The sequence below is a fragment of the Actinomadura sp. NPDC023710 genome (assembly GCF_040639875.1).
Lineage (GTDB): Bacteria > Actinomycetota > Actinomycetes > Streptosporangiales > Streptosporangiaceae > Spirillospora > Spirillospora citrea.
In genome coordinates, this window is the sequence record NZ_JBFAGB010000002.1 from 258096 (window position 1) to 277307 (window position 19212).

Genomic DNA, 19212 nt, shown 5'->3' on the forward strand with positions numbered 1-19212 from the left:
TGCCGGCGCCGCCCGTCCGGACGAAAGCGCCATAACCACCCAGAAGCCGCAGGTCGTCAGCGAAGCGGGTCGAACGGGTCCAGCTCACCGGGACGGCGCCCGGTGGCGATCATCTCGGCGAGGAGGCTCCCGGTGGCCGGACCGAGGGTGATGCCCCACATGCCGTGGCCGCCCGCGGCGAAGACCCGCGGCGACCGGGTGGCGCCGATCAGCGGGAGGCCGTCGCGGGTGCAGGGGCGCGACCCGACCCACTCGTCCTGCCGGGCGCCGAGGTCGGCGCCGCGCAGCAGCGGGCGGGCGGCCTCGACGATCGCCCTGATCCGGCGCGGGTCGAGCGGCGCCTCGGGACGGCGGAACTCCATCATCCCGGCGACGCGGAGCCGGTCTCCGAGCGGCGTGCACGCGACCCGCTGCGCGGGGAAGTACACCGGCCCGTCCGGGACGCGCTCCATCGGCACGCTGAAGCTGTACCCGCGGCCCGCCTGGACGAGCGCGCCGACGCCGAACCGCCGGGCGAGGTCGCCGAGCCACGCGCCGCTCGCGAGGACCACCGCGTCGAACGTCTCGAACTCGCTGCCGCCCGTGCGGACGGCCACGCCGCCCGGCTCGTCCCGCACGTCCGCCACGTCCGCACCCGCGCGGATCTTGCCGCCGCGGTCGCGGACGGAGTCGGCGAGGGCGTGCACGAACACGCCGGGGTCGATGAAGCGCTGGCCGCGCAGCAGGATCGCCGCGCCGATCTCCTCGGACAGGGCGGGCTCCACCCGGCGCGCCTCGTCGCCGGTCAGGACCTCGTACTCCAGCTCCTGGCCGGCCGCGCGGATGTGCTCGATCTCCTCCAGCAGGACGCGCCGCTCCTCCTCCGTCCGGTACGCGGCGAGGAAGGAGCCGGCCTCGTTCGTCTGCGCGCGGACGCCGCCGTCCAGCAGTGCGTCGAAGCTCGGCAGCGCACGGCCGTTGATCGGGACCAGCGCCTCCATCGCGCGCCGCCACCTGGCCGCGGTGCTGTTGCGGGCGAACCCCGCGAGGAACCGCAGCAGGCGCGGGTTCGCGCTCGGCGGGACGTAGACCGGCGACGACGGGCTGAGCACCGCGCGCACGCCGTAGGAGAGGACGGCCGGTTCGGGCAGCGGGGTCGCCAGGCCGGGGGTGAGCCACCCGGCGTTGCCCCAGGAGGCGCCGGCCGCGACGTCGCGCCGGTCGAACACGGTGACGTCGTCGCCGTGCTCCTGCAGGAACCATGCGGTGGACAGACCGACCATCCCGGCCCCCACAACGGCGACTCGGCGCGCCATGTCCTCTCCTCTCCTCGTGAAATGGGTCACTTCCATGGTGATACGTCCGCGAGCGGACACCCCTGTCGTGTCCGGCCAATCCGGACGGCCATCATGATGCGAAGCGCACAATGAAGGAGGGAGGGGGAGCCAATGATCAGCGTGACCGGCCTGGTCGACGCGCTGGGCCCGGGGCTGCTGCGGCTGGTCGCGCCCGGCCGGGACGCGCAGGTGCACGACGTGGTCCTGGCCGAACCCGGCGAGGCGGCCGGGCAGCCGGGAGAGATCGTCCTCGGCGCCGGCGTGACGAACCCGGCGGGCGCCGTCGCGCTCCTGGAACGCGCCGACGCGGCGGGGGCGAGCGGCGTGGTGTTCAAGGCGCCCCTCGCCGGGGCCGCCGAGGTGACCACCGCCGCGCGCGGCCTGGAGCCGGCGCTCGTCGAACTCCAGCGGGACGCGTCCTGGACGCACGTCATCTGGCTGGTGCGCGGCGCCGTCGACCGCGCCCACGCACCGCTCCCCGGACCGTCCGGCCCGCAGGACGACCTGTTCGCCCTGGCCGACACGGCCGCGGAGATCGCCGACGCCCCGGTGACGCTGGAGGACGCGCGCTCCCGCGTTCTCGCCTACTCGGGCCGCCAGGACAGCACCGACCCGGCCCGTGTCTCCACGATCGTCGGCCGCCGCGTCCCGCCGCAGGTCATCGCCCATCTGCGGGCCTCCGGGGTGTTCCGCAAGCTGGCCCGGTCGAGCGACCCGGTCCTCGTCCCCGCCGGCCCGGACGGCATGCTGCCCCGCCTCGTCATCCCGGTCCGCGCCGGCGGCGAGTGGCTCGGCTCGATCTGGGTGGTGGCGCGCACGGCGATCTCCCCCGACCGCGTCCGGCGCCTGGCCGACCTGGCGTCCGTCCTGGCCCTGCACCTGCTCCGCCTCCGGGCCGAGGCCGGCGTCGCACGCCGCGTCACGGCGGACCAGGTGCGCGCCGCACTCCAGGACGGCTCGCAGCCCGTCCCGACACCACCGCCCTGGCGCGTGGTCGCGCTCGGCGACCAGGCCGGGACCGAGGACCTCCGCGGGCGCCTCGACCTCTGGGACGCGATCACCCGCCGCTACGGCTGGCACCGCCCCCTCCTCACCGACCTCGCCGGCACGATCTTCGCGGTCCTGGCAGAGCCTGGACGCGACACCGCCGAGTCCGGAACGATGCCCTGGCTGCGCCACGTGCTCACCCGCGTCCGCGCCCACGACCGCACCCTGTACGCGGCGGCGGGCGGCCTCGCCCACTCCCCCGCCGACCTCCCCCGCTCCCGCGCCGAAGCCGCCGAACTCCACGCCCTCCCGGCCGACCTCAAGCCGCCCTCCGGAACGGTCCTGCTGGAGGACGCCTGGGACGCCGTCACCATCGACCGCGCCAGAAGGGCGGTCGGCACCGACCCACCGGGCGGCCCCCTCCCCGCCCTCCGCGCCCACGACGAGAAGCACGGAACGTCCTACCTCCCGACCCTCGCCGCCTGGCTGGACCACTACGGCGACCCCAAGGGAACGGCCCAGGCCCTGGCCGTCCACCCCAACACCCTCCGCCACCGCCTCCGCCGCATGACCGAGGTGACCCCGGTCGACCTGTCGACATCCCGGACACGCCTGGCCCTCCGCCTCCAACTGGCCGCCCTGGAGCCCCGGCCATGACCCGCGCGCCGGCCCCGTGTCCCCGTCGCCCCCTCGCCGGCGGCGTGACGGCTCGTCTTCGATGAGTCAGGACGGTCGCCACGGAAGGAGTCGGAGTGTGCAGGGCAGCTGTCGAAGATCACCCCGGCCGGCGCGGGTGCCGCAACGAACGGTTTCGAGGATCCGCACGAGTTTCGCCCGGCTCGCCGAAGGTCAGCGGGCGAGGTGTTCTCTCAGGCCGGGCGGCCATGCCTCGATGTCCCGGTTCACCAGCAGTTCGGCGTGCTCGGCGGACCCTTCGACCCGGAACAGCACGATCCGCCCCTCCGGCTCCGGAGCGACCACGGTTCGGTGCGCGATCTTCGCTGCGTCGAACGGGAAGTCCCAGTGGACCAGCCGGCCGTACACCCGGCCGTCGGCCACCAGTTCGGATCGCCGCACCCACCGGCTCCGCGGGCTGCGCACCACCGCACGGAGCAGGAAGCTCCCCTCGTGCGGCCAGCCCGGATCGGACTCGTCCACGACCACGGCCGATCCCGTCCGCAGCCGCAGCGGCTGCGTGGTGGCCTCGCTCAGGGCCTCCAGCAGATCCTCGTCCGCGACCGTGATCCGATCGACCAGCGCTGACGCGGCCACGGCGTCCACCTGGCCGTACAGGTCGTAGAACGAACCCGTGAGCCCCCTGGCGAGCGCGGGATGCAGCGCCGGGACCGCGGCCGCCTCCTGGAACACGTGGTGCTTGGCCTCCCAGGGCACCGGGCCGGCACCGCTGATCAGACGGCCCCGGTGGGACCGCGGCATCTGGAGGGCCAGCGCGGTGAAGACCTGCGATGCCTCGGGCGATTCGAAGTAGTCGACCCAGAGCCCGTACTCGGCCGACTCGGCCACCGGGTCCGGACCGTGCGTCAGCATCGCGGCGAACTGGCGCACGATCCAGTCCTGAAGTACGTGGTCACCGCTCGACCAGCACATCCGCAGGTACATCAAGACCCCATAGGACGGGAACCTCTGGTGCAGCAGGACCCAGACTGCGGCGCTCTCGGCATCTGACCCAAGATCCAGCGCGTGCGGGTCGAAGGCGTCGTGACCGACCGCGGCCTCCACCACGTGATCCACACTGGCGTCGACGCTGGGCCGGTCGAGCCCGATGCCCGCGAGTTCCCGATCCCACCCGGGAGTCCCGATTCGCGGAGGGGGCGATGTCGGTTCTGACATCCGGCAAACCCTAGTGCGCCGCCATCGGACGTTCCTGGTCGTCATCGTGTGCCCCGACCGCCGCCCGGGCCAGGCCGGGAGTGGGGCCGGCACCCGGGGGCGGGCGGCGGCAAGACGGTGGGGTGGGCGCAGGTCCTGGCGGGCCGGGGATCGGTGGTCCCAGCCGGGGGCAGGCCCGCGGAAGCACGCAACGAATAGGGCGCGAAGGCCAGAAAGACGCAACGAATGACCAGGTCAGAGCAAGATTGGCGCATTGGATTGCGCGTCGTTCGTTCTTAGGCTTTCGCTGAGTCGTTCGCCCTTCGGATGTTCCTGGAGCCACCTATGACCGTCATACCGGCGATGGAGCCGACCGCCGTCCGGACCGCGCTGCGGAAGCACTACCTGATGTGCCGTCCGGACCACTTCGCCGTCACCTACGCGATCAACCCGTGGATGGACCCGGTGGCGGGCGCCGAGGCCGCGAAGGCCGTGGCGCAGTGGGAGGAGTTGCGGGCGGCGTACCTCGCGCTCGGGCACGAGGTGAGCCTCATCGACCCCATCGAGGGACTGCCCGACATGGTGTTCGCGGCCAACGGGGCGCTGGTGGTCGGCGGACGGGTGTACGGGGCGAAGTTCACGCATCCGGAGCGGTACGCCGAAGGGCCCGCGTACGCCAAGTGGATGCTGGAGAACGGGTTCTCCGAGCTGCTGGAGGCCGAGCACACCAACGAGGGCGAGGGCGACTTCCTCACGCTCGACCACGTCATCCTGGCCGGGACGGGCTTCCGGACGGAGATCGCCGCGCACCAGGAGGCGCAGGAGTTCCTCGGACGCCCGGTGGTGACGCTGCGGCTCGTCGACCCGCGCTTCTACCACCTGGACACGGCGCTGTTCCCCCTCGGCGGCGACAACGTGGCCTACTTCCCCGGCGCGTTCTCCCCCGGCAGCCGGGCGGTGCTGGAGCGGCTGTTCCCGGACGCGGTACTCGCGAACGAGGCGGACGCGGCGGTGCTCGGGCTGAACGCCGTGTGCGACGGGCGCAACGTCGTCATCAACGCCGAGGCGGTCGGGCTGATCGACACGCTGCGGGGGCACGGGTACGAGCCGCTGCCGGTCGACCTGTCCGAGCTGCGCAAGGCGGGCGGCGGGCCGAAGTGCTGCACCCTGGAACTGCGTTCCTGACGGGTGGGGCGCTCCGCTCCTAGTCGGCGAGGGCGAGGTGGCGGCGGGCCAGGGTGCGAGTGCGCAGGACGCCCGCCACACCGATCACCCAGATGCCGATCTGGACGGTCCAGGCCGCCCGGAACGCTCCAGGCGTGAACTCGCCCCCGGGTGACAGGGCGTCCAGGACGATCCCGATCAGCAGGATCGTGACGAGGGAGGCGACGAAGCCTCCGACGTTGACGATGCCGGTCGCGGTGCCCTGCCGTCCGGGCGGGTTGAACGTCCGGGCGTAGTCGAAGCCGATCATCGAGCCGGGGCCGCCGGGCGCGACGCACAGCACGAGCAGGACCAGCAGCCAGGACGGCGCGGGCGGCGGCACGGCGAGGACGGCCGCCCACGCCGTCGCGTTGAGGGCGACGATGCCGAGGACGAGCCAGGAGCGGCGCAGCGGGTAGCGGGCGACGAGACGTCCGATGAACGGTCCCGACACGACGTTGACCAGCACGAACAGCGTCAGCAGCGTCGAGGCGGTCGCGGGCCGCATGCCCTGTCCGGACACCAGGTACGGGTAGCCCCACATCAGCGCGAAGGTGTTGGACGAGAACTGCGTGACGAAGTGCGACCAGAGGCCGAGGCGCGTGCCGGGGTGGCGGAACGCCTCGGCCAGGTTGGTGCCCGTCTCGCGCAGCGACGGGACGCTCGCGCGGCCAGGGCCGTTGCGCAGGACGGCGACCGCGAGCACGGCCATGAGCGCGCCGAGCGCGGCGGCGGAGCCGAACGCGGTGCCCCAGCCGGGGCCGTGCAGGAGGGCGACCAGAGGGATCGCGCTGAGCACCTGGCCGAGCTGCCCGAGCTGCCCGGTGAGCTGCGTCACGACCGGGACGTAGCGTCCGGGGAACCAGGTCGCGACGATGCCGAGGACGCTGATGAACGTCATGGCGTCGCCGGCGCCGACCATGACGCGGGCGGCGACGGCCGTCCCGACGCCGGTGGAGACGGCCATGAGCGCCTGGCCGCCGGCCATGAGCAGCGCGCCGCCGGCGACCATCCAGCGCGGGCCGACGCGGTCGAGCAGGAGTCCGACGGGGATCTGCAGGCCCGCGTACACGAGCAGTTGCAGGACGGTGAAGGACGCGAGGATCCCGGCGGACGCGTCGAACCGGTGCACCGCGTCCAGGCCGACGACGCCGAAGGACGTCCGGTGCAGTACCGCCACGGCGTAGGCGAGGACGCCGACGCTCCACAGCACCCACGCCATGGGGGCGGGCTTCTTACGGGCAGGGGCTTTCTGGGGAATTTGGGCGGTCTGCACGTTTACCCAATTTATGTCACCCCTGCCGGGGCTTCGCGCGCAGGTGCATCCGCTCCCCCTGCGGACCGAACAGGCTGAGCACCTCGACCGGCCCGCCGTCGCCGCCGAACCAGTGCGGGAGCCGGGTGTCGAACTCGGCCGCCTCCCCCGGTTCCAGCACCATCTCGCGGCCGGCGAGGTGCAGGCGCAGGCGCCCGTTCAGCACGTACAGCCAGTCGTAGCCCTCGTGGGTCCGCGGCTCGGGCGCCGGGATCCGTTCGGGCACGACCATCTTGAACGCCTGGACCCCGCCGGGACGCCTGGTCAGCGGCAGCACGACCATGTCGTGCATCCGCAGCGGCCGCGGCCTGATCCGCGGGTCCCCGACGGCCGGGGCGCCGACCAGCTCGTCCAGCGGGACCTGGTGGGCCTGGGCGAGCGGGAGCAGCAGTTCCAGGCTCGGCCGCCGCTTGCCCGACTCCAGCCGCGACAGCGTGCTCACCGAGATGCCGGTGGCCTCCGCGAGCGCCGACAGCGTGACGCTCCGCTCCTGCCGCAGCCGCCTGAGCCTCGGCCCGACCCCGGCCAGGACCTCCTCGGTCGTCTCCATGGCCTTATTGCAGGATCGGCAAAGGAGTTTGTCAAATCCGGAAGGCGTCGCGCACGCTCGGGTCATGACCGAACGAGACGTACTGATCATCGGAGGCGGGCCCGCCGGGCTGAGCGGCGCCCTCGTCCTCGCCCGCGCCCGCCGCTCCGTCACCGTCGTCGACGCGGGCGAGCCGCGCAACGCCGGGGTCGACCACATGCACGGCTTCCTCACCCGGGACGGGACGCCGCCCGGCCGCCTGCTGGAGACCGGCCGCACCGAGGTGCGCGGCTACGGCGGCGAGATCGTCGAGGGGACGGTCGCCCGCGCCGAGGAGGGCTTCGTCCTCACCCTCGGCGACGGCACCCGGTTGCGGGGCCGCCGCCTGCTGGTCACCACGGGCGTGACCGACGTCCTGCCGGACGTTCCCGGCCTGCGGGAGCGGTGGGGCCGCGAGGCGCAGATGTGCCCCTACTGCCATGGCTGGGAGGTCCGCGACCAGAGGATCGCCGTGCTGGGGACGTCCCCGAACTCCGTCCATCAGGCGCTGCTGCTGCGCCAGTGGTCGCCGGACGTGACGTTCGTCGCGGACACGCCCCCGGTGGGCGAGGACGCGGCGCGCCTGGCCGCGCGCGGCATCCGCGTCGCGTCGGCCGGGGTGCGGCGCGTCGTCGTCGAGGACGACCAACTGACCGGGCTGGAACTGTCGGACGGCTCGGCGCTCGGCTGCGACGCCGTGTTCCTCGCGCCGACATGGGTCCCCAAGGCCGGGCCGCTGACCGACCTCGGCTGCGAGACCGGCGAGGACGGCTTCGTGAAGACCGATCCGACCGGGCGGACCAGCGTGCCCGGCGTGTGGGCGGCGGGCAACGTCGTCGTCCCCGCGGGCCAGGTCGTCATGGCGGCCGCGGCCGGGGCGATGGCGGCCGCGATGATCAACGCCGATCTGGTCGAGGAGGAGGTCGCGCGGGGGCTCTCCGCGCTGCCGAGCACGCCCTAGGCTCGGCGTGTGGCGGACGCGGGGACGTGGCGGCGGGAGCGGGCGGCGCTGAACGCCGCCCGCGGCCGGTGGGGCGAGGTCGCGGACGGGCTGTACCCGGGCGTGCCGCGCGTCGCGGGAACGCCGCTGCTCTGCCGGGACGCCTGGATCCCCGAAGCGCCGGTCCCGCTGGAGGAGATCCGGCTGGAGTGGGAGGCCCGCCCCGTCCCGCCCGCGATCGCCGACCCTGCCGACGGGCTCCCGGACGGGTACCGGACGTACGCGGAGGCGGTCGCGGCCCTCGCCCCGCCGAAGCTGTTCGAGGACCGTCCGAGCCACCGGCTGCTCGCGGCCGATCCGCCGGTGCTCCGGCTCGGCCCCGCCCGCTACTTCGACGCCGTCAACGTGGGCGAGTCCGCGGCGCACGAACTGGCCGCCGGGGTGGACGGGCTGCCGCTGCGCGACCGGATCGGCGACCCGTGCGACCTGTCACGCAGGCCCGCGCTGCCCGCCGTCACCACGGTCACCGTGACGACGTCCGGGCGGTACGTCCTGCATCGGCGCGACGCCGCGAAGGTGGCGCACGCCGGCGGGCTCTACCAGGTGATGCCGGTCGGGGTGTTCCAGCCGCTCGGCGACGAGCCGCCTGATCTGTGGCATTGCATGGTCCGCGAGTACGCCGAGGAGTTTCTCGGCGCGGGCGAGGACTACGGCGACGACTTCGTCCAGGATGACTGGCCTTTTCACCAGGCGATGACCGCCGCCCGCGACGAGGGACGCATCCGGGCGCACTTCCTGGGGCTCGGCGTGGACCCGCTGACGCTGGCGCTCGACCTGCTGACCGTCGTCATCATCGACGACGCGCTGTTCGGCCGGCTCTTCGGCGGCCTCGTCGCGGTCAACGACGAGGGCGAGGTGTCGATGGCGCCGTTCGGCGGGCCCCTCCCCCGGCCGATGCAGCCGGCGGGGGCCGCCGCGCTGGGCCTGGCGCGGCGGCACCGGGCGGCCCTCGGGCTGTAGCGGCCTCACGCGCGGCTGAGCGAACGCAGCTCGTCCAGCGCGTCCACGAGGTGGTCGATGATCTCCGACGGGTCGGGGATGAGCTCGCGGCAGGCGACGATGCCGACGTCCACCTTCCCGTCGTAGGAGAACACGGTGATGTTCAGGCCGCCGCTGACGTCGGTGATGACGGAGATCGGGTAGTAGCCGAGCACCTTCGCGCCGCACAGGTACAGCGGGAACTGCGGGCCCGGCACGTTGGAGATGACCAGGTTGACCGGGCGCAGCGACACCGCCGGCGCCGCCTGCAGCGCGAGCCGCGTGACCGCCGCGGCGAAGGGCGGCGGGAGCAGCCCGCTCATCTCCCGCACCCAGCTGCCCGACGACCCCGTGAACCGCCGCTTCGCCACGTCCATGTCGCGCTGGACGGCGGCGTACCGGTCGGCGGGGTCGGGGAGGTGCGTGGCCAGCGGGGTGGTCATGATCGAGACCTGGTTGCCCGGCTCCGCGGCCGCGCCCGCACCGCGCCGCAGCGACACCGGTACGGCCGCAACCAGCGGGCGCTCGGGCAGCTCGCCGCGCTTGTCGAGCCACTGCCGCAGCGCCGTCGCGCACAGCGCCATGACCACGTCGTTGACGCTGCCGCCGAGGGCCCGCCGGATCTCCTTGATGTCGGCCAGCGGCAGCTCCCCGCACGCGACCGCGCGGCGTCGCCCGATCGGATGGTTGAACGGCGTCGGGGGCGCGCTGATCCGCGGCGCCTTCGGAAGCTCCGGGCGGCGCAGCGCACCCTGCATCCAGGACGACATGAGCCCGACGCCCGGAACGGCCGACAGGCCCGGGACCTCGTCGAGGTAGGGGGCGGCGCGCACCGCCGACATCGCCGACCGCACCGGGTGCAGCGCGGTCCGCAGCAGTCCGGTGCCGAGCATGCTCGCCGTGCCGGGGGCGCGGGCCGGGACGGACTCGTCGGCGGGCAGGTCGCGGGGCTCGGGCGTCAGGTCGAGCAGGGCGGCGAGCGTCTCGGCGGCCATCACGCCGTCGATGGCGGCGTGGTGCACCTTCACGTAGACGGCCGTCCGGCCCCCGGCGAGGCCCTGGATGAGGACCATCTCCCACAGCGGACGGGACCGGTCGAGCGGTTGCTCGTGCAGCATCGCGACCAGGTTGGCGAGCTGCCGGTCGCTGCCGGGCTCCGGCAGCCCGAACTCGGAGATGTGCCGCTCGGGCTCGAAGTCGGGGTCGTCCTCCCAGTACGGGTGGTCCAGGCCGAGCGGCACCTGGACGAGCCGCTGCCGCAGCGGCCGGGCCGCGAGGTGCGCGCGGGCGCGGATCAGTTCGGCGACGTGCGGGACGGTGAGCCGGCCGCCGGGGCACGTCCCGGGGTCGACGATGCCGAGCCCGGCGATGTGGGCATGGGTCTTCGCGTTCTCGGCATGGAGGAAGGTGGCGTCCACGGTGGTCAGCTGGGTCATGCTCTCGTCCGTCCGCTCGTCCTGCGCCGTCCTTACTCTCTAGGAGTTATGCGCTGGAAGTCCGCAGGTCAATGACGACCGCCAGGAAGTAACAGCGACTTAACGGGGCGTTTCACCCAGTTCATCCGGCACTTTCCGAAGCACTGGAGAACATTTGCCCGCGCCCCGACCTGATGCGGTCGGGAAACGTCGCAACGCCGATAAGGCAGGCAATCCTCCGCCGACGCCAAGATCATCACACTAGGCTGGTGCGCCATGACGGCACGACCACTCTCGGAGATCGTCGAAGCGGGATGGGCGACCGCGCTGGCCCCCGTCGCCGGGACGATCGCCGCCGCGGGCGACTGGCTGCGCGCCGAGGTCGCGGCCGGGCGCCGCTACCTGCCCGCCGGGAACCACGTCCTGCGCGCCTTCACCCAGCCGTTCGACGACGTGCGCGTCCTCATCATGGGGCAGGACCCCTATCCGACGCCCGGCCACCCGGTCGGCCTCAGCTTCTCGGTCGCCCCGGACGTCCGGCCGCTGCCCGGCAGCCTCGTCAACATCTTCCGCGAGTACTGCGACGACCTCGGCCACCCGCAGCCGTCCAACGGCGACCTCTTCCCCTGGACGCAGCAGGGCGTCTGCCTGCTCAACAGGTCGCTGACCGTCATGCCGGGCAAGCCGGGCTCGCACCGCAACAAGGGCTGGGAAGAGGTCACCGAGCAGGCCATCCGCGCCCTCGCCTCCCGGGACCGCCCCCTCGTCGCCATCCTCTGGGGCCGCGACGCCCGCAACCTCAAGCCGCTGCTCGGCGACGTCCCCTGCATCGAGTCCCCCCACCCGAGCCCCATGTCGGCCGACCGCGGCTTCTTCGGCTCCCGCCCCTTCTCCCGCGCCAACCACCTCCTGGAACAGCAAGGCGCCCCACCGGTCGACTGGAAGCTGCCTTAACCCCAGGGGGCGACCCCCTGGGGTTGACTCACTCCTGGGGGAGTTTGCGGAGGAAGAGGGCGAATTCGCCGGCGCCTTCGGCTGCCGCGTCCGGGGAGAGGGGGGTGAGGCGGCGCTCGCCGTGGCTCCAGTAGACGCCGGGGGCGCAGGGGTCCTCGGCGTTGGCGTGCATCTCCCGGACGACGTCGGCGAAGACGGGCAGGACCTCGCGGACGGCCGTGGAGGTGATCGGGTACAGCAGCAGCGTGCTGTGGCAGGGGACCCCGACCAGGGCGCCGTGCTCGTTCGGCCACGGCACGAACTGGTGGACCTCGCTGAGCAGCGCCGACACGTAGCGGCTGCCCGGCTTGCCGACGACGCGGACGTTGCGGCCCGGCAGGAGCGGCTGGTCGTGCACGGACACGTCGGCCAGCTCGCGGTCGTGGGTGTTCGTCATCACGTAGCCGAGCTTGTGGAGGCCGAGCAGGCCCGCGCGGGCCTTGGTGAGGGGGCCGCCGTAGCGGGGGTGCTCGATCATCACCATGGCGTCGAAGTGGTCGCCGGCGGGGACGACGACGAGGCCCTCGCGGTCGCGGGGGTCGAGCTTCGGCACGATGCGCAGGCGGAGCAGCTCCCGGACGTCGCCGAACAGCTCCATCTCACCGACGGCCAGGAACGCGCGGTCGCCGACCTCGCGGACCCACTCGTCCACCACCTTCGGCCACGCCGAGCGCGGCTCGCGGGCGCAGCGCTCCAGTACCGTCCAACTGGAGGCGCGGGCCTCTGACCGGCCCACGGGCAGCACCACCTCGGAGGTACCGTGGTCGAACCAGGCGCTGGGCGCCAGGGCGGGCAGCACGTCGCGGATGAGCGCGTGCACGTCCGCCGCCGCGTCCAACGGTTCCATGGGGCTCATCCTCCCTCAGCCTTCGGCGGATCAGTTGCACACACCACCTTCTCAGAGTTGGGCCCGGTTGTGCGATGCATCGCGATCCCCGCCTCGCACTCGCTGATCAGGAGTTGCTCAAGTACGGTGCCTACATGCGCGAACTCGTGTACCCACCGGTGATCAAGACGGCTCTCGGCGTGTTCAAGGCCCTGAACATCAGAATCCGTCTGGAGGGGACCGACCAGATCCCCAGCACCGGGGGTGCGGTGCTCGTCAGCAACCACGTCAGCTACCTCGACTTCATCTTCGCGGGCCTCGCCGCGCACCCGGCGGGCCGGCTGGTGCGGTTCATGGCGAAGAAGGAGATCTTCGACAGCCGGATCGGCGGGCCGCTGATGCGCGGCATGCACCACATCCCGGTGGACCGCGACGCGGGCGCCTCCTCCTACGCGGCGGCGCTCAAGGCGCTGAAGAGCGGGGAGATCGTCGGGGTGTTCGCCGAGGCGACGATCAGCCGCTCGTTCACGGTGAAGGAGATCAAGAGCGGCGCGGTGCGGATGGCGGTGGCGTCCAAGACGCCGCTCATCCCGGTCGCGCTCTGGGGCCCCCAGCGGATGTGGACCAAGGGCCGCAAGCGCCGGCTCCTCCAGCGCAACGTGCCGGTGACGATCATCGTCGGCGAGCCCATGTACCCCAAGCGCGGCGACGACTACGAGCAGGTCACCCGGGATCTGCACGCCCGGATGGCGGAACTGCTGGAGAAGGCGCAGCGCGAGTACTCCGACGTCCCGCGCTCGGACGAGACGTGGTGGCAGCCCGCCTACCTCGGTGGCACGGCGCCGACGCCGGAGGAGGCCGAGAAGCTCGACCTGGAGGAGGCCGAGGCGCGCAAGGCCGCCCACGCGGAGCGCGAGGCCGGGGAGGGCGGCGGCTCCTGACACGGCCCCGGCCCGCGGCGCGTCCGGCTAATTCGGTGGACGCGGCGCGCCGCCGGGCGTGATCATCAGTGTCATGACCATGTCGCAGGAGAGGCCGCAGGAGGTCCTGCATCTGATCGAGCCCCGGCAAGGCGCCGACGCGCCGGAGCCCGCGCTCCCCGTGGTCTTCAACCTGTCCGACAACAACTCCCCCGCCGACGTGATGGACGTGCTGTCGCTGCGACCGTTCGCGTCCGGGGAGCAGCCCTGGTCGCGGTCGACGCGGCTGGAGAACGTCCGGACGGAGGCGCCGCTGCGCCCGGGCGACGCCAGGCTCGTGCGGGTCGCGCACGAGAAGGGCAAGGAGTCGGTGCTGGCCGAGGGCGACGGCTGGACGCTGCTGAGCAACCGGTGGAAGAGCGGCATCGCCTACGTCGCGGTGTCCGCCGTGACCGACGAGCTGGCCGAGACCGTCCTCGCCGCGTCGGTGAAGGACGCGACCGAGCCGCCGAAGGTGGACGAGGCCAGCGTCGAGATGGGCTTCTGGCACATGGGGGCGCACGGCCCCGTCCGCAGCGAGCGCGCCATCACGGCCGACTCGTGGGAGGACATCCGGCGCAACTACACCGCGCCGGTCGCCGAGGCGCTCGACGCGGTGATGAAGCTCACCCGCGACGAGGTCTCCGGACGGCTGCTGCTCCTGCACGGTCCGCCCGGCACCGGCAAGACCACCGCGCTGCGCGCCCTCGCCCGCTCCTGGAACGACTGGTGCCAGTCCGACTGCGTCCTGGACCCCGAGGCGCTGTTCGGCACGCCCAGCTACCTGATGGAGGTCGCGGTCGGCGACGACGAGGACGAGAACCGCCGCTGGCGGCTGCTCATCCTGGAGGACTGCGACGAGCTGATCCGCGGCGAGGCCAAGCAGTCGACGGGCCAGGGCCTGTCGCGGCTGCTGAACCTCACCGACGGGATGCTCGGCCAGGGCCGGGACGTGCTGGTGGCCATCACCACCAACGAGGACCTCGCCATGCTGCACCCGGCGGTGGTCCGCCCCGGCCGCTGCCTCGCCCAGATCGAGGTGGGCCGGCTCACCCGCGCGGAGTCGCTCTCGTGGCTGGACGGCACGGACGTCCCCGGCGCGGAGATCGGCGCCGACGGCGCGACGCTCGCCGAGCTGGCCGCGCTGCGCAAGGGCGAGAAGCGTCCCGAGGGTCAGGACGCTCCCAGCACCGCCACCGGCTTCTACCTCTAGGACGCCTTCCGCAGGGCCTGCTCGATGTCGGCCCAGAGGTCGTCCGGGTGTTCGAGGCCGACGGCGAGGCGCACCGTTCCCTCGCCGATGCCGGCGGCGGCGAGGGACGCGGCGTCCAACTGCCGGTGGGACGTGCTGGCCGGGTGCATGACCAGGGTCGCGATGTCGCCGAGCGACGGGCCCAGCGAGACCAGCTCGACGGCCTCGGAGAAGGTCCGGCCCGCGTCCCGGCCGCCGGCCAGCTCGAACGCGAGGACCCCGCCGGCGCCGTCCGGCAGCAGCCGCCGGGCGAGCTCGTGCTGCGGGTGGTCCTCCAGCCCCGGGTAGTGGACGCGGGTGACCGACGGGTGGCCGGCCAGGCGGCGGGCGATGTCGAGGGCGGACTCGCTCTGCCTGGCCACGCGCAGCGGCATCGTGGCGAGACCCCGGACGGTCAGCCACGAGGCGAACGGGTCGGGGGTGGAGCCCAGCTCGACGGCGTGCTCCCAGACGCGCCGGTGGACGGACGCGTCGGCGAAGACGGCGGCCCCGCCGATGGTGTCGCCGTGCCCGCCGAGGTACTTCGTCGTGGAGTGGACGACGATGTCGGCCCCGTGCTCGATGGGCCTGCACAGGAGCGGGACGAAGGTGTTGTCGACGACGGTCAGCACGCCCGTCCCGCGGACGGCCCCGGTGAACGCGGGCAGGTCCGTCACGTGGGTGGTGGGGTTGGCGACCGTCTCCAGGTAGAGGATCTTCGTCGTGTCGCGGAGCGCGTCCCGTACCTCGGCGGGGTCGTCGCCGGAGACGAACGTGACCTCGACGCCCCACCGTGCGGCGAGGTCCTGGAGCAGCGCGTGGGTTCCGCCGTAGAGGGCGGCCTGCGCGATGACGTGGTCGCCGCTGCGGAGCAGACCCATCAGCACCGCGTTGACCGCGCCCATGCCGGATCCCGTGGCGAGCGTGCCGGAGCCGCCTTCGAGATCGGTGAGCGACTGCTCCAGGGCGCGGACGGTCGGGTTGGCCATCCGGGCGTAGAAGAACGCCTCGTCGGGGCCCTGGAACGCGGCGGCCAGCGCGTCGGAGGCGTCGAAGGAGAAAAGGTGGCCCTGGTAGATCGGGACGCCGAGCGGACGGCTGCCCTCGGGGACGATCACGGGCGGGTGGACGGCTCGCGTCTGCGGGTGATGTGCGGTCATGCTCCCAGCGTGCGGCGGGAACGGCGCGGCGGGAACGGCCAATCGCGACCAGTGGCCCGGTGCGCCCCCGGCTCGTGCTCGTGCTCGCACCGCGCCGGACCACCGGCCCGGCCGAAGGCGCCGCGTCCCTGGCCGGCCGGTACCGTCTCGCCGCCGGCCCGCCCACCCCGCAGGGGCGAACCGGCGGTCGAGGCCGTCCGGTCGGGGAGTGAGAACGGCGTCCTCGACCGGAGACACGATCATCGCCCGCGGAGGGGCCCGCCCACCATCCGGGGGATCACTGGCATCCGGGGAGGGCTTGTACGTGTCCCCGCCCTCCGTACTACGGGGTCGCCCGGGCGAACAGCCTCCGGTACACGTGCCGCAGACCGTGGAGATCACTGACGGGCTCGGCGAACGGGATCCGCACGTCGAACGACGACGGCGCGTCCGGCGGCGGCGCGAAGCAGCGCAGCCACATGCCGTACCGGTCGAGCCCGAGCGGCCGGACCGGTCCGGGCGGGACCGACTCCGGCAGCAGGTGCGTCAGCTCGGCGCGGTGGGCGGAGTCCAGGTGCGTCAGTATGCCCGCCTCGACGGCGACGAACGGGTCGGGTGCGGCGTCCGCGTACTCCTCGGGCTCCAGGATGGCACTCCCCCAGGCGTCGTCGACCTCGACCTGGGCGGCTTCGAGGGCGAGGATCGTCCATTCGCGCCGGCCGTCCCGCTCGGCGCCGAGGTCGAGCAGTTCGGGACGCGGGTGCGCGTGCGAGAGGCGCAGCGCGGCGGCGCGCAGTTCGCCCTCGGGAATCTCGCTCAGCCAGCCGTGCAGCCAGGCCCGGCCCCGGACGCGGTCCGGCAGCGGCACCGGCGCGACGTCGAAGATCCGCAGCGTGGCGGGCACGTCGTCCTCGCCGGCCAGGGCCGCCGCGACCGGCGCGTCCGCCCGGACGAGCAGCAGCGGCCTGCCGTCCCGGTCGGTCGTGTGCGCCGGGACGGGGGCGTAGGGGACGCCCGGCGCGACGAGCACGCCGTCCGCGACACCATAGGTGAGAGTTCGCGCGCGTTCCGCCGCCGTGGGGCCCTGCTTGACCGGCGGGGTCTGCGCGCTCTGCGTGGTCTCCGCTCGCGGCACCGTGCCTCCTTGACGTTTCAGGTTAGGCTTACCTAACTTAGGATTACCTAACCATCAAGGAGCGTGATGAACAACCCCCGTCCCAAGGTGCGGCTCTCGCGAGCCCTGGGCATCCCCCTGACGCCGAAGAGCGTGAAGTACTTCGAGGCCCGCCCCTACCCGCCCGGCGTCCACGGCCGTGCCCGCAAGCAGGAGAGCGACTACAAGGTCCGGCTCCGCGAGAAGCAGCGGCTCCGGGCGCAGTACAACATCCGCGAGGCGCAGCTCCGCAACGCCTTCGACAAGGCCGCCCGGACGGGAGGCAAGACCGGCGAGGCCCTGCTCGTCGACCTCGAACGCCGGCTGGACGCCCTCGTCCTGCGCGCCGGGTTCGCCCGGACGATCTACCAGGCCCGCCAGTTCGTCGTGCACCGCCACGTGCTGGTGAACGGCGGCCGCGTGGACCGCCCGTCCTACCGGCTGCGGCCCGGAGACGTCATCACGGTCGCCGAGCGGAGCCGCGCGATGGTCCCGTTCCAGGTCGCGGCCGCCGGCGGGCACGCCGCCGAGGTCCCGCCCTACCTGGAGGTCCGGCACGACGCACTCGCCGCCCGGCTCGCGCGACTGCCCGAGCGCGCCGAGATCCCCATCGTCTGCGACGAGCAGCTCGTCGTCGAGCACTACTCCCGCTAGGCGCCCGCGTGCGGCTAGCGCAGGTCGCCGAGTTCCTCGCGGGCGGTGGTGCGCAGGGTGCGCAGGGCGTCCACGAGGACGCGGCGCTGCTCCTCGGTGAGGGGGCCCGCGAAGTGCGCGCGGAGCGTCTCGGCGTGCACGCGCAGGGCCTCGTCCAGCTTCGCCCGCCCGGCCGGGGTCAGCGCCACGTTCTGGCGGCGCCGGTCGCCCGGGGCGGGTTCGCGGCGGACGAGCCCGGCCTCCTGCATCCGGTCGATGATGCGGGTCATGCCGCCGCTGGTCAGGATCAGGTCGCCGGCCAGCCCGCCCATCGACACCGCGCACTCGCCGCCCGCGCCGGACAGCCTCAGCAGCACCTCGAAGACCGCGTGCCGGATGCCGCAGCGGCGCTCCAGCTCGCGGCCCGCGATCCGCTCCAGGCCCGAAGCCGCGCCCAGCAGCGCGCCGAACTCGTGCACCAGCGCGTCCGGGACGGCCGTGCCCTGCCCGTCCGGCTCCGCCACGATCGACATGATGCCCCCGCCTCCGTCCCTCGGCCCCCGTCATCGGCATAACGCGCGAGCGCCCCGCACGGCTTCCGTGCGGGGCGCCTGCGCCGTGCTGCGCGGGCTCAGTTCTTGGGCTTGCCGCTGTTCTCCGCCGCGGGCGACTTCGACGCGCCGCCGCTCGGAACGGTCGGCAGCTGGTTCTGCTGGTTCTGGTTCTGGTCGTTGGTGCCCGACGCGTACTGCTTGGTGACCTTCCACTTCCCGTCGACCTTGGCGAGGGCGAGGCGGAGCAGCGTCGCGGGGGCCGAGGTCGCGCCGTCCTTGGTCCGGACGTCGATGTCGACCATGACGACGGCGGTGGCGAACCTGCCGTCCACGCTGCCCACGAAGACCTGGTTCGTCTTGGACGTCAGCGACAGCTCGGGGTTGCTCTTGAACGTCTCGCCGAGGCTGGGGAGCGTGGTGCTCTTGAAGCTCTCCAGCAGGTCGCCGCCCATGAGCTTCTGGGCCTTGTCCATCTGCGTCTGGTAGTTCTGCGCGTTGTAGTTGAGCGCGACGTCGCCGTAGGCGGACGCGACCTTGCTCACGGCGTCCCGGTCGTCCTGCTCGGACGACAGGGAGCTCGCGCTCGTCCACTGCCAGATCGCCAGGCTCGCCAGCAGCGCGACCAGGACGACCACCACGACCGCCTGCACCATGCCGAGACCGAAGATCCCCGGCCGGGCCTCCGCGGACGCCGCGGGGCTCGGCCGGGCCGGGGCCTTCTTCGGCGCCTCGGCCTCGTCCTCCTCGGCCTCGTCCTCCGGCGGTTCGAGACGGGTCGGGCGCGGCCTCGGCTTGGCGGCCGGCTTGGCGGGCGCCTTGGCGGCGGGCTTCGCCGCCGGCTTGGCCGGCCGGGCCGGAGCCTCGTCCGGGGCCTCCTCGTCCTCGGCGTCGAGCGCCTCCAGGACCTCGTCGAGGTCCTCGTCGTCGATGACCTCGATGACCCGCACCCGGCGCTTGCGCTTGGCGGCGGGCCTGGCGGGCCGCTCCACGGCCTCCTCGGCGGACTCGGTCTCGATCGCCTCGGTCTGCTCGGGCGCCTCCTCGGCCGGGACCGCCTCGACCTGGTCGGACCCGCCCTTGGTGGTCTTGGCTGTCACTTCGGATACTCCTCG

General features: G+C 73.3%; 18 protein-coding genes. 8 read left to right on the forward strand and 10 right to left on the reverse strand.

What is annotated here, in order from left to right:
* Nucleotides 1-56 precede the first annotated feature (56 nt).
* Nucleotides 57-1295, reverse strand: coding sequence for an FAD-dependent oxidoreductase (locus AB0H37_RS03275; protein WP_360611049.1), 1239 nt, complete (start codon nt 1293-1295; stop codon nt 57-59).
* Between the two features lie 132 nt (nt 1296-1427).
* Here AB0H37_RS03275 and AB0H37_RS03280 point away from each other — a divergent pair, with 132 nt between their 5' ends.
* Nucleotides 1428-2960 carry a helix-turn-helix domain-containing protein gene (locus tag AB0H37_RS03280; protein WP_360611051.1) on the forward strand — a complete coding sequence of 511 codons (1533 nt, stop codon included), beginning with the start codon at nt 1428-1430 and terminating at the stop codon, nt 2958-2960.
* A gap of 192 nt (nt 2961-3152) precedes the next feature.
* Here the strand turns inward: AB0H37_RS03280 and AB0H37_RS03285 are convergent, their stop codons facing one another.
* Nucleotides 3153-4154, reverse strand: coding sequence for a hypothetical protein (locus AB0H37_RS03285; protein WP_360611053.1), 1002 nt, complete (start codon nt 4152-4154; stop codon nt 3153-3155).
* 324 nt (nt 4155-4478) lie between these two features.
* Here AB0H37_RS03285 and ddaH point away from each other — a divergent pair, with 324 nt between their 5' ends.
* Nucleotides 4479-5318, forward strand: a complete 840-nt coding sequence (gene ddaH / locus AB0H37_RS03290; protein WP_329086446.1) for a dimethylargininase — start codon at nt 4479-4481, stop codon at nt 5316-5318.
* A gap of 19 nt (nt 5319-5337) precedes the next feature.
* On the opposite strand, the gene AB0H37_RS03295 is transcribed toward ddaH, so the two are convergent.
* Both AB0H37_RS03295 and AB0H37_RS03300 read right to left on the reverse strand, forming a co-directional pair.
* Nucleotides 5338-6558, reverse strand: a complete 1221-nt coding sequence (locus tag AB0H37_RS03295; RefSeq protein WP_179837126.1) for an MFS transporter — start codon at nt 6556-6558, stop codon at nt 5338-5340.
* A gap of 70 nt (nt 6559-6628) precedes the next feature.
* On the reverse strand, nt 6629-7201 hold the full coding sequence (locus tag AB0H37_RS03300; RefSeq protein ID WP_329086441.1) for an XRE family transcriptional regulator: 573 nt from the start codon (nt 7199-7201) through the stop codon (nt 6629-6631).
* A 64-nt stretch (nt 7202-7265) separates the two neighbouring features.
* Here AB0H37_RS03300 and AB0H37_RS03305 point away from each other — a divergent pair, with 64 nt between their 5' ends.
* Together AB0H37_RS03305 and AB0H37_RS03310 are read left to right on the forward strand one after the other, a co-directional pair.
* The gene (locus tag AB0H37_RS03305) at nt 7266-8180 is read left to right on the forward strand and encodes an NAD(P)/FAD-dependent oxidoreductase (RefSeq protein WP_329086439.1); all 915 of its coding nucleotides are present in this window, start codon (nt 7266-7268) and stop codon (nt 8178-8180) included.
* 9 nt (nt 8181-8189) lie between these two features.
* Nucleotides 8190-9179, forward strand: a complete 990-nt coding sequence (locus AB0H37_RS03310; RefSeq protein WP_329086437.1) for a hypothetical protein — start codon at nt 8190-8192, stop codon at nt 9177-9179.
* 5 nt (nt 9180-9184) lie between these two features.
* On the opposite strand, the gene AB0H37_RS03315 is transcribed toward AB0H37_RS03310, so the two are convergent.
* Nucleotides 9185-10633: a wax ester/triacylglycerol synthase family O-acyltransferase gene (locus AB0H37_RS03315; protein ID WP_329086435.1), complete on the reverse strand. Its 1449-nt coding sequence runs from the start codon at nt 10631-10633 to the stop codon at nt 9185-9187.
* Nucleotides 10634-10888: 255 nt separating this feature from the next.
* On the opposite strand from AB0H37_RS03315, the gene AB0H37_RS03320 reads away from it, so the two are divergent.
* Nucleotides 10889-11566, forward strand: a complete 678-nt coding sequence (locus AB0H37_RS03320) for a uracil-DNA glycosylase (protein ID WP_360611057.1) — start codon at nt 10889-10891, stop codon at nt 11564-11566.
* Nucleotides 11567-11594: 28 nt separating this feature from the next.
* Here the strand turns inward: AB0H37_RS03320 and AB0H37_RS03325 are convergent, their stop codons facing one another.
* Nucleotides 11595-12452: a hypothetical protein gene (locus AB0H37_RS03325; protein WP_179837132.1), complete on the reverse strand. Its 858-nt coding sequence runs from the start codon at nt 12450-12452 to the stop codon at nt 11595-11597.
* Nucleotides 12453-12586: 134 nt separating this feature from the next.
* On the opposite strand from AB0H37_RS03325, the gene AB0H37_RS03330 reads away from it, so the two are divergent.
* A complete protein-coding gene (locus AB0H37_RS03330; RefSeq protein ID WP_329086431.1) occupies nt 12587-13372 on the forward strand; it encodes a lysophospholipid acyltransferase family protein in 786 nt (261 codons plus the stop codon).
* Nucleotides 13373-13445: 73 nt separating this feature from the next.
* On the forward strand, nt 13446-14603 hold the full coding sequence (locus tag AB0H37_RS03335) for a DUF5925 domain-containing protein (protein ID WP_308427168.1): 1158 nt from the start codon (nt 13446-13448) through the stop codon (nt 14601-14603).
* On the opposite strand, the gene AB0H37_RS03340 is transcribed toward AB0H37_RS03335, so the two are convergent.
* Both AB0H37_RS03340 and AB0H37_RS03345 read right to left on the reverse strand, forming a co-directional pair.
* Entirely contained in the window at nt 14600-15781 is a 1182-nt protein-coding gene (locus AB0H37_RS03340; RefSeq protein WP_360611060.1) for an aminotransferase class I/II-fold pyridoxal phosphate-dependent enzyme, read from the reverse strand. The genes AB0H37_RS03335 and AB0H37_RS03340 overlap by 4 nt on opposite strands.
* 322 nt (nt 15782-16103) lie before the next feature.
* Nucleotides 16104-16895, reverse strand: coding sequence for a DUF2470 domain-containing protein (locus AB0H37_RS03345; RefSeq protein ID WP_360611062.1), 792 nt, complete (start codon nt 16893-16895; stop codon nt 16104-16106).
* Nucleotides 16896-16961: 66 nt separating this feature from the next.
* On the opposite strand from AB0H37_RS03345, the gene rpsD reads away from it, so the two are divergent.
* Nucleotides 16962-17567: a 30S ribosomal protein S4 gene (gene rpsD / locus AB0H37_RS03350; protein ID WP_179837136.1), complete on the forward strand. Its 606-nt coding sequence runs from the start codon at nt 16962-16964 to the stop codon at nt 17565-17567.
* A gap of 14 nt (nt 17568-17581) precedes the next feature.
* Here the strand turns inward: rpsD and AB0H37_RS03355 are convergent, their stop codons facing one another.
* Entirely contained in the window at nt 17582-18079 is a 498-nt protein-coding gene (locus AB0H37_RS03355) for a MarR family winged helix-turn-helix transcriptional regulator (RefSeq protein ID WP_179837137.1), read from the reverse strand.
* A 98-nt stretch (nt 18080-18177) separates the two neighbouring features.
* The gene (locus AB0H37_RS03360; RefSeq protein WP_360611064.1) at nt 18178-19197 is read right to left on the reverse strand and encodes a hypothetical protein; all 1020 of its coding nucleotides are present in this window, start codon (nt 19195-19197) and stop codon (nt 18178-18180) included.
* Nucleotides 19198-19212: the final 15 nt, after the last annotated feature.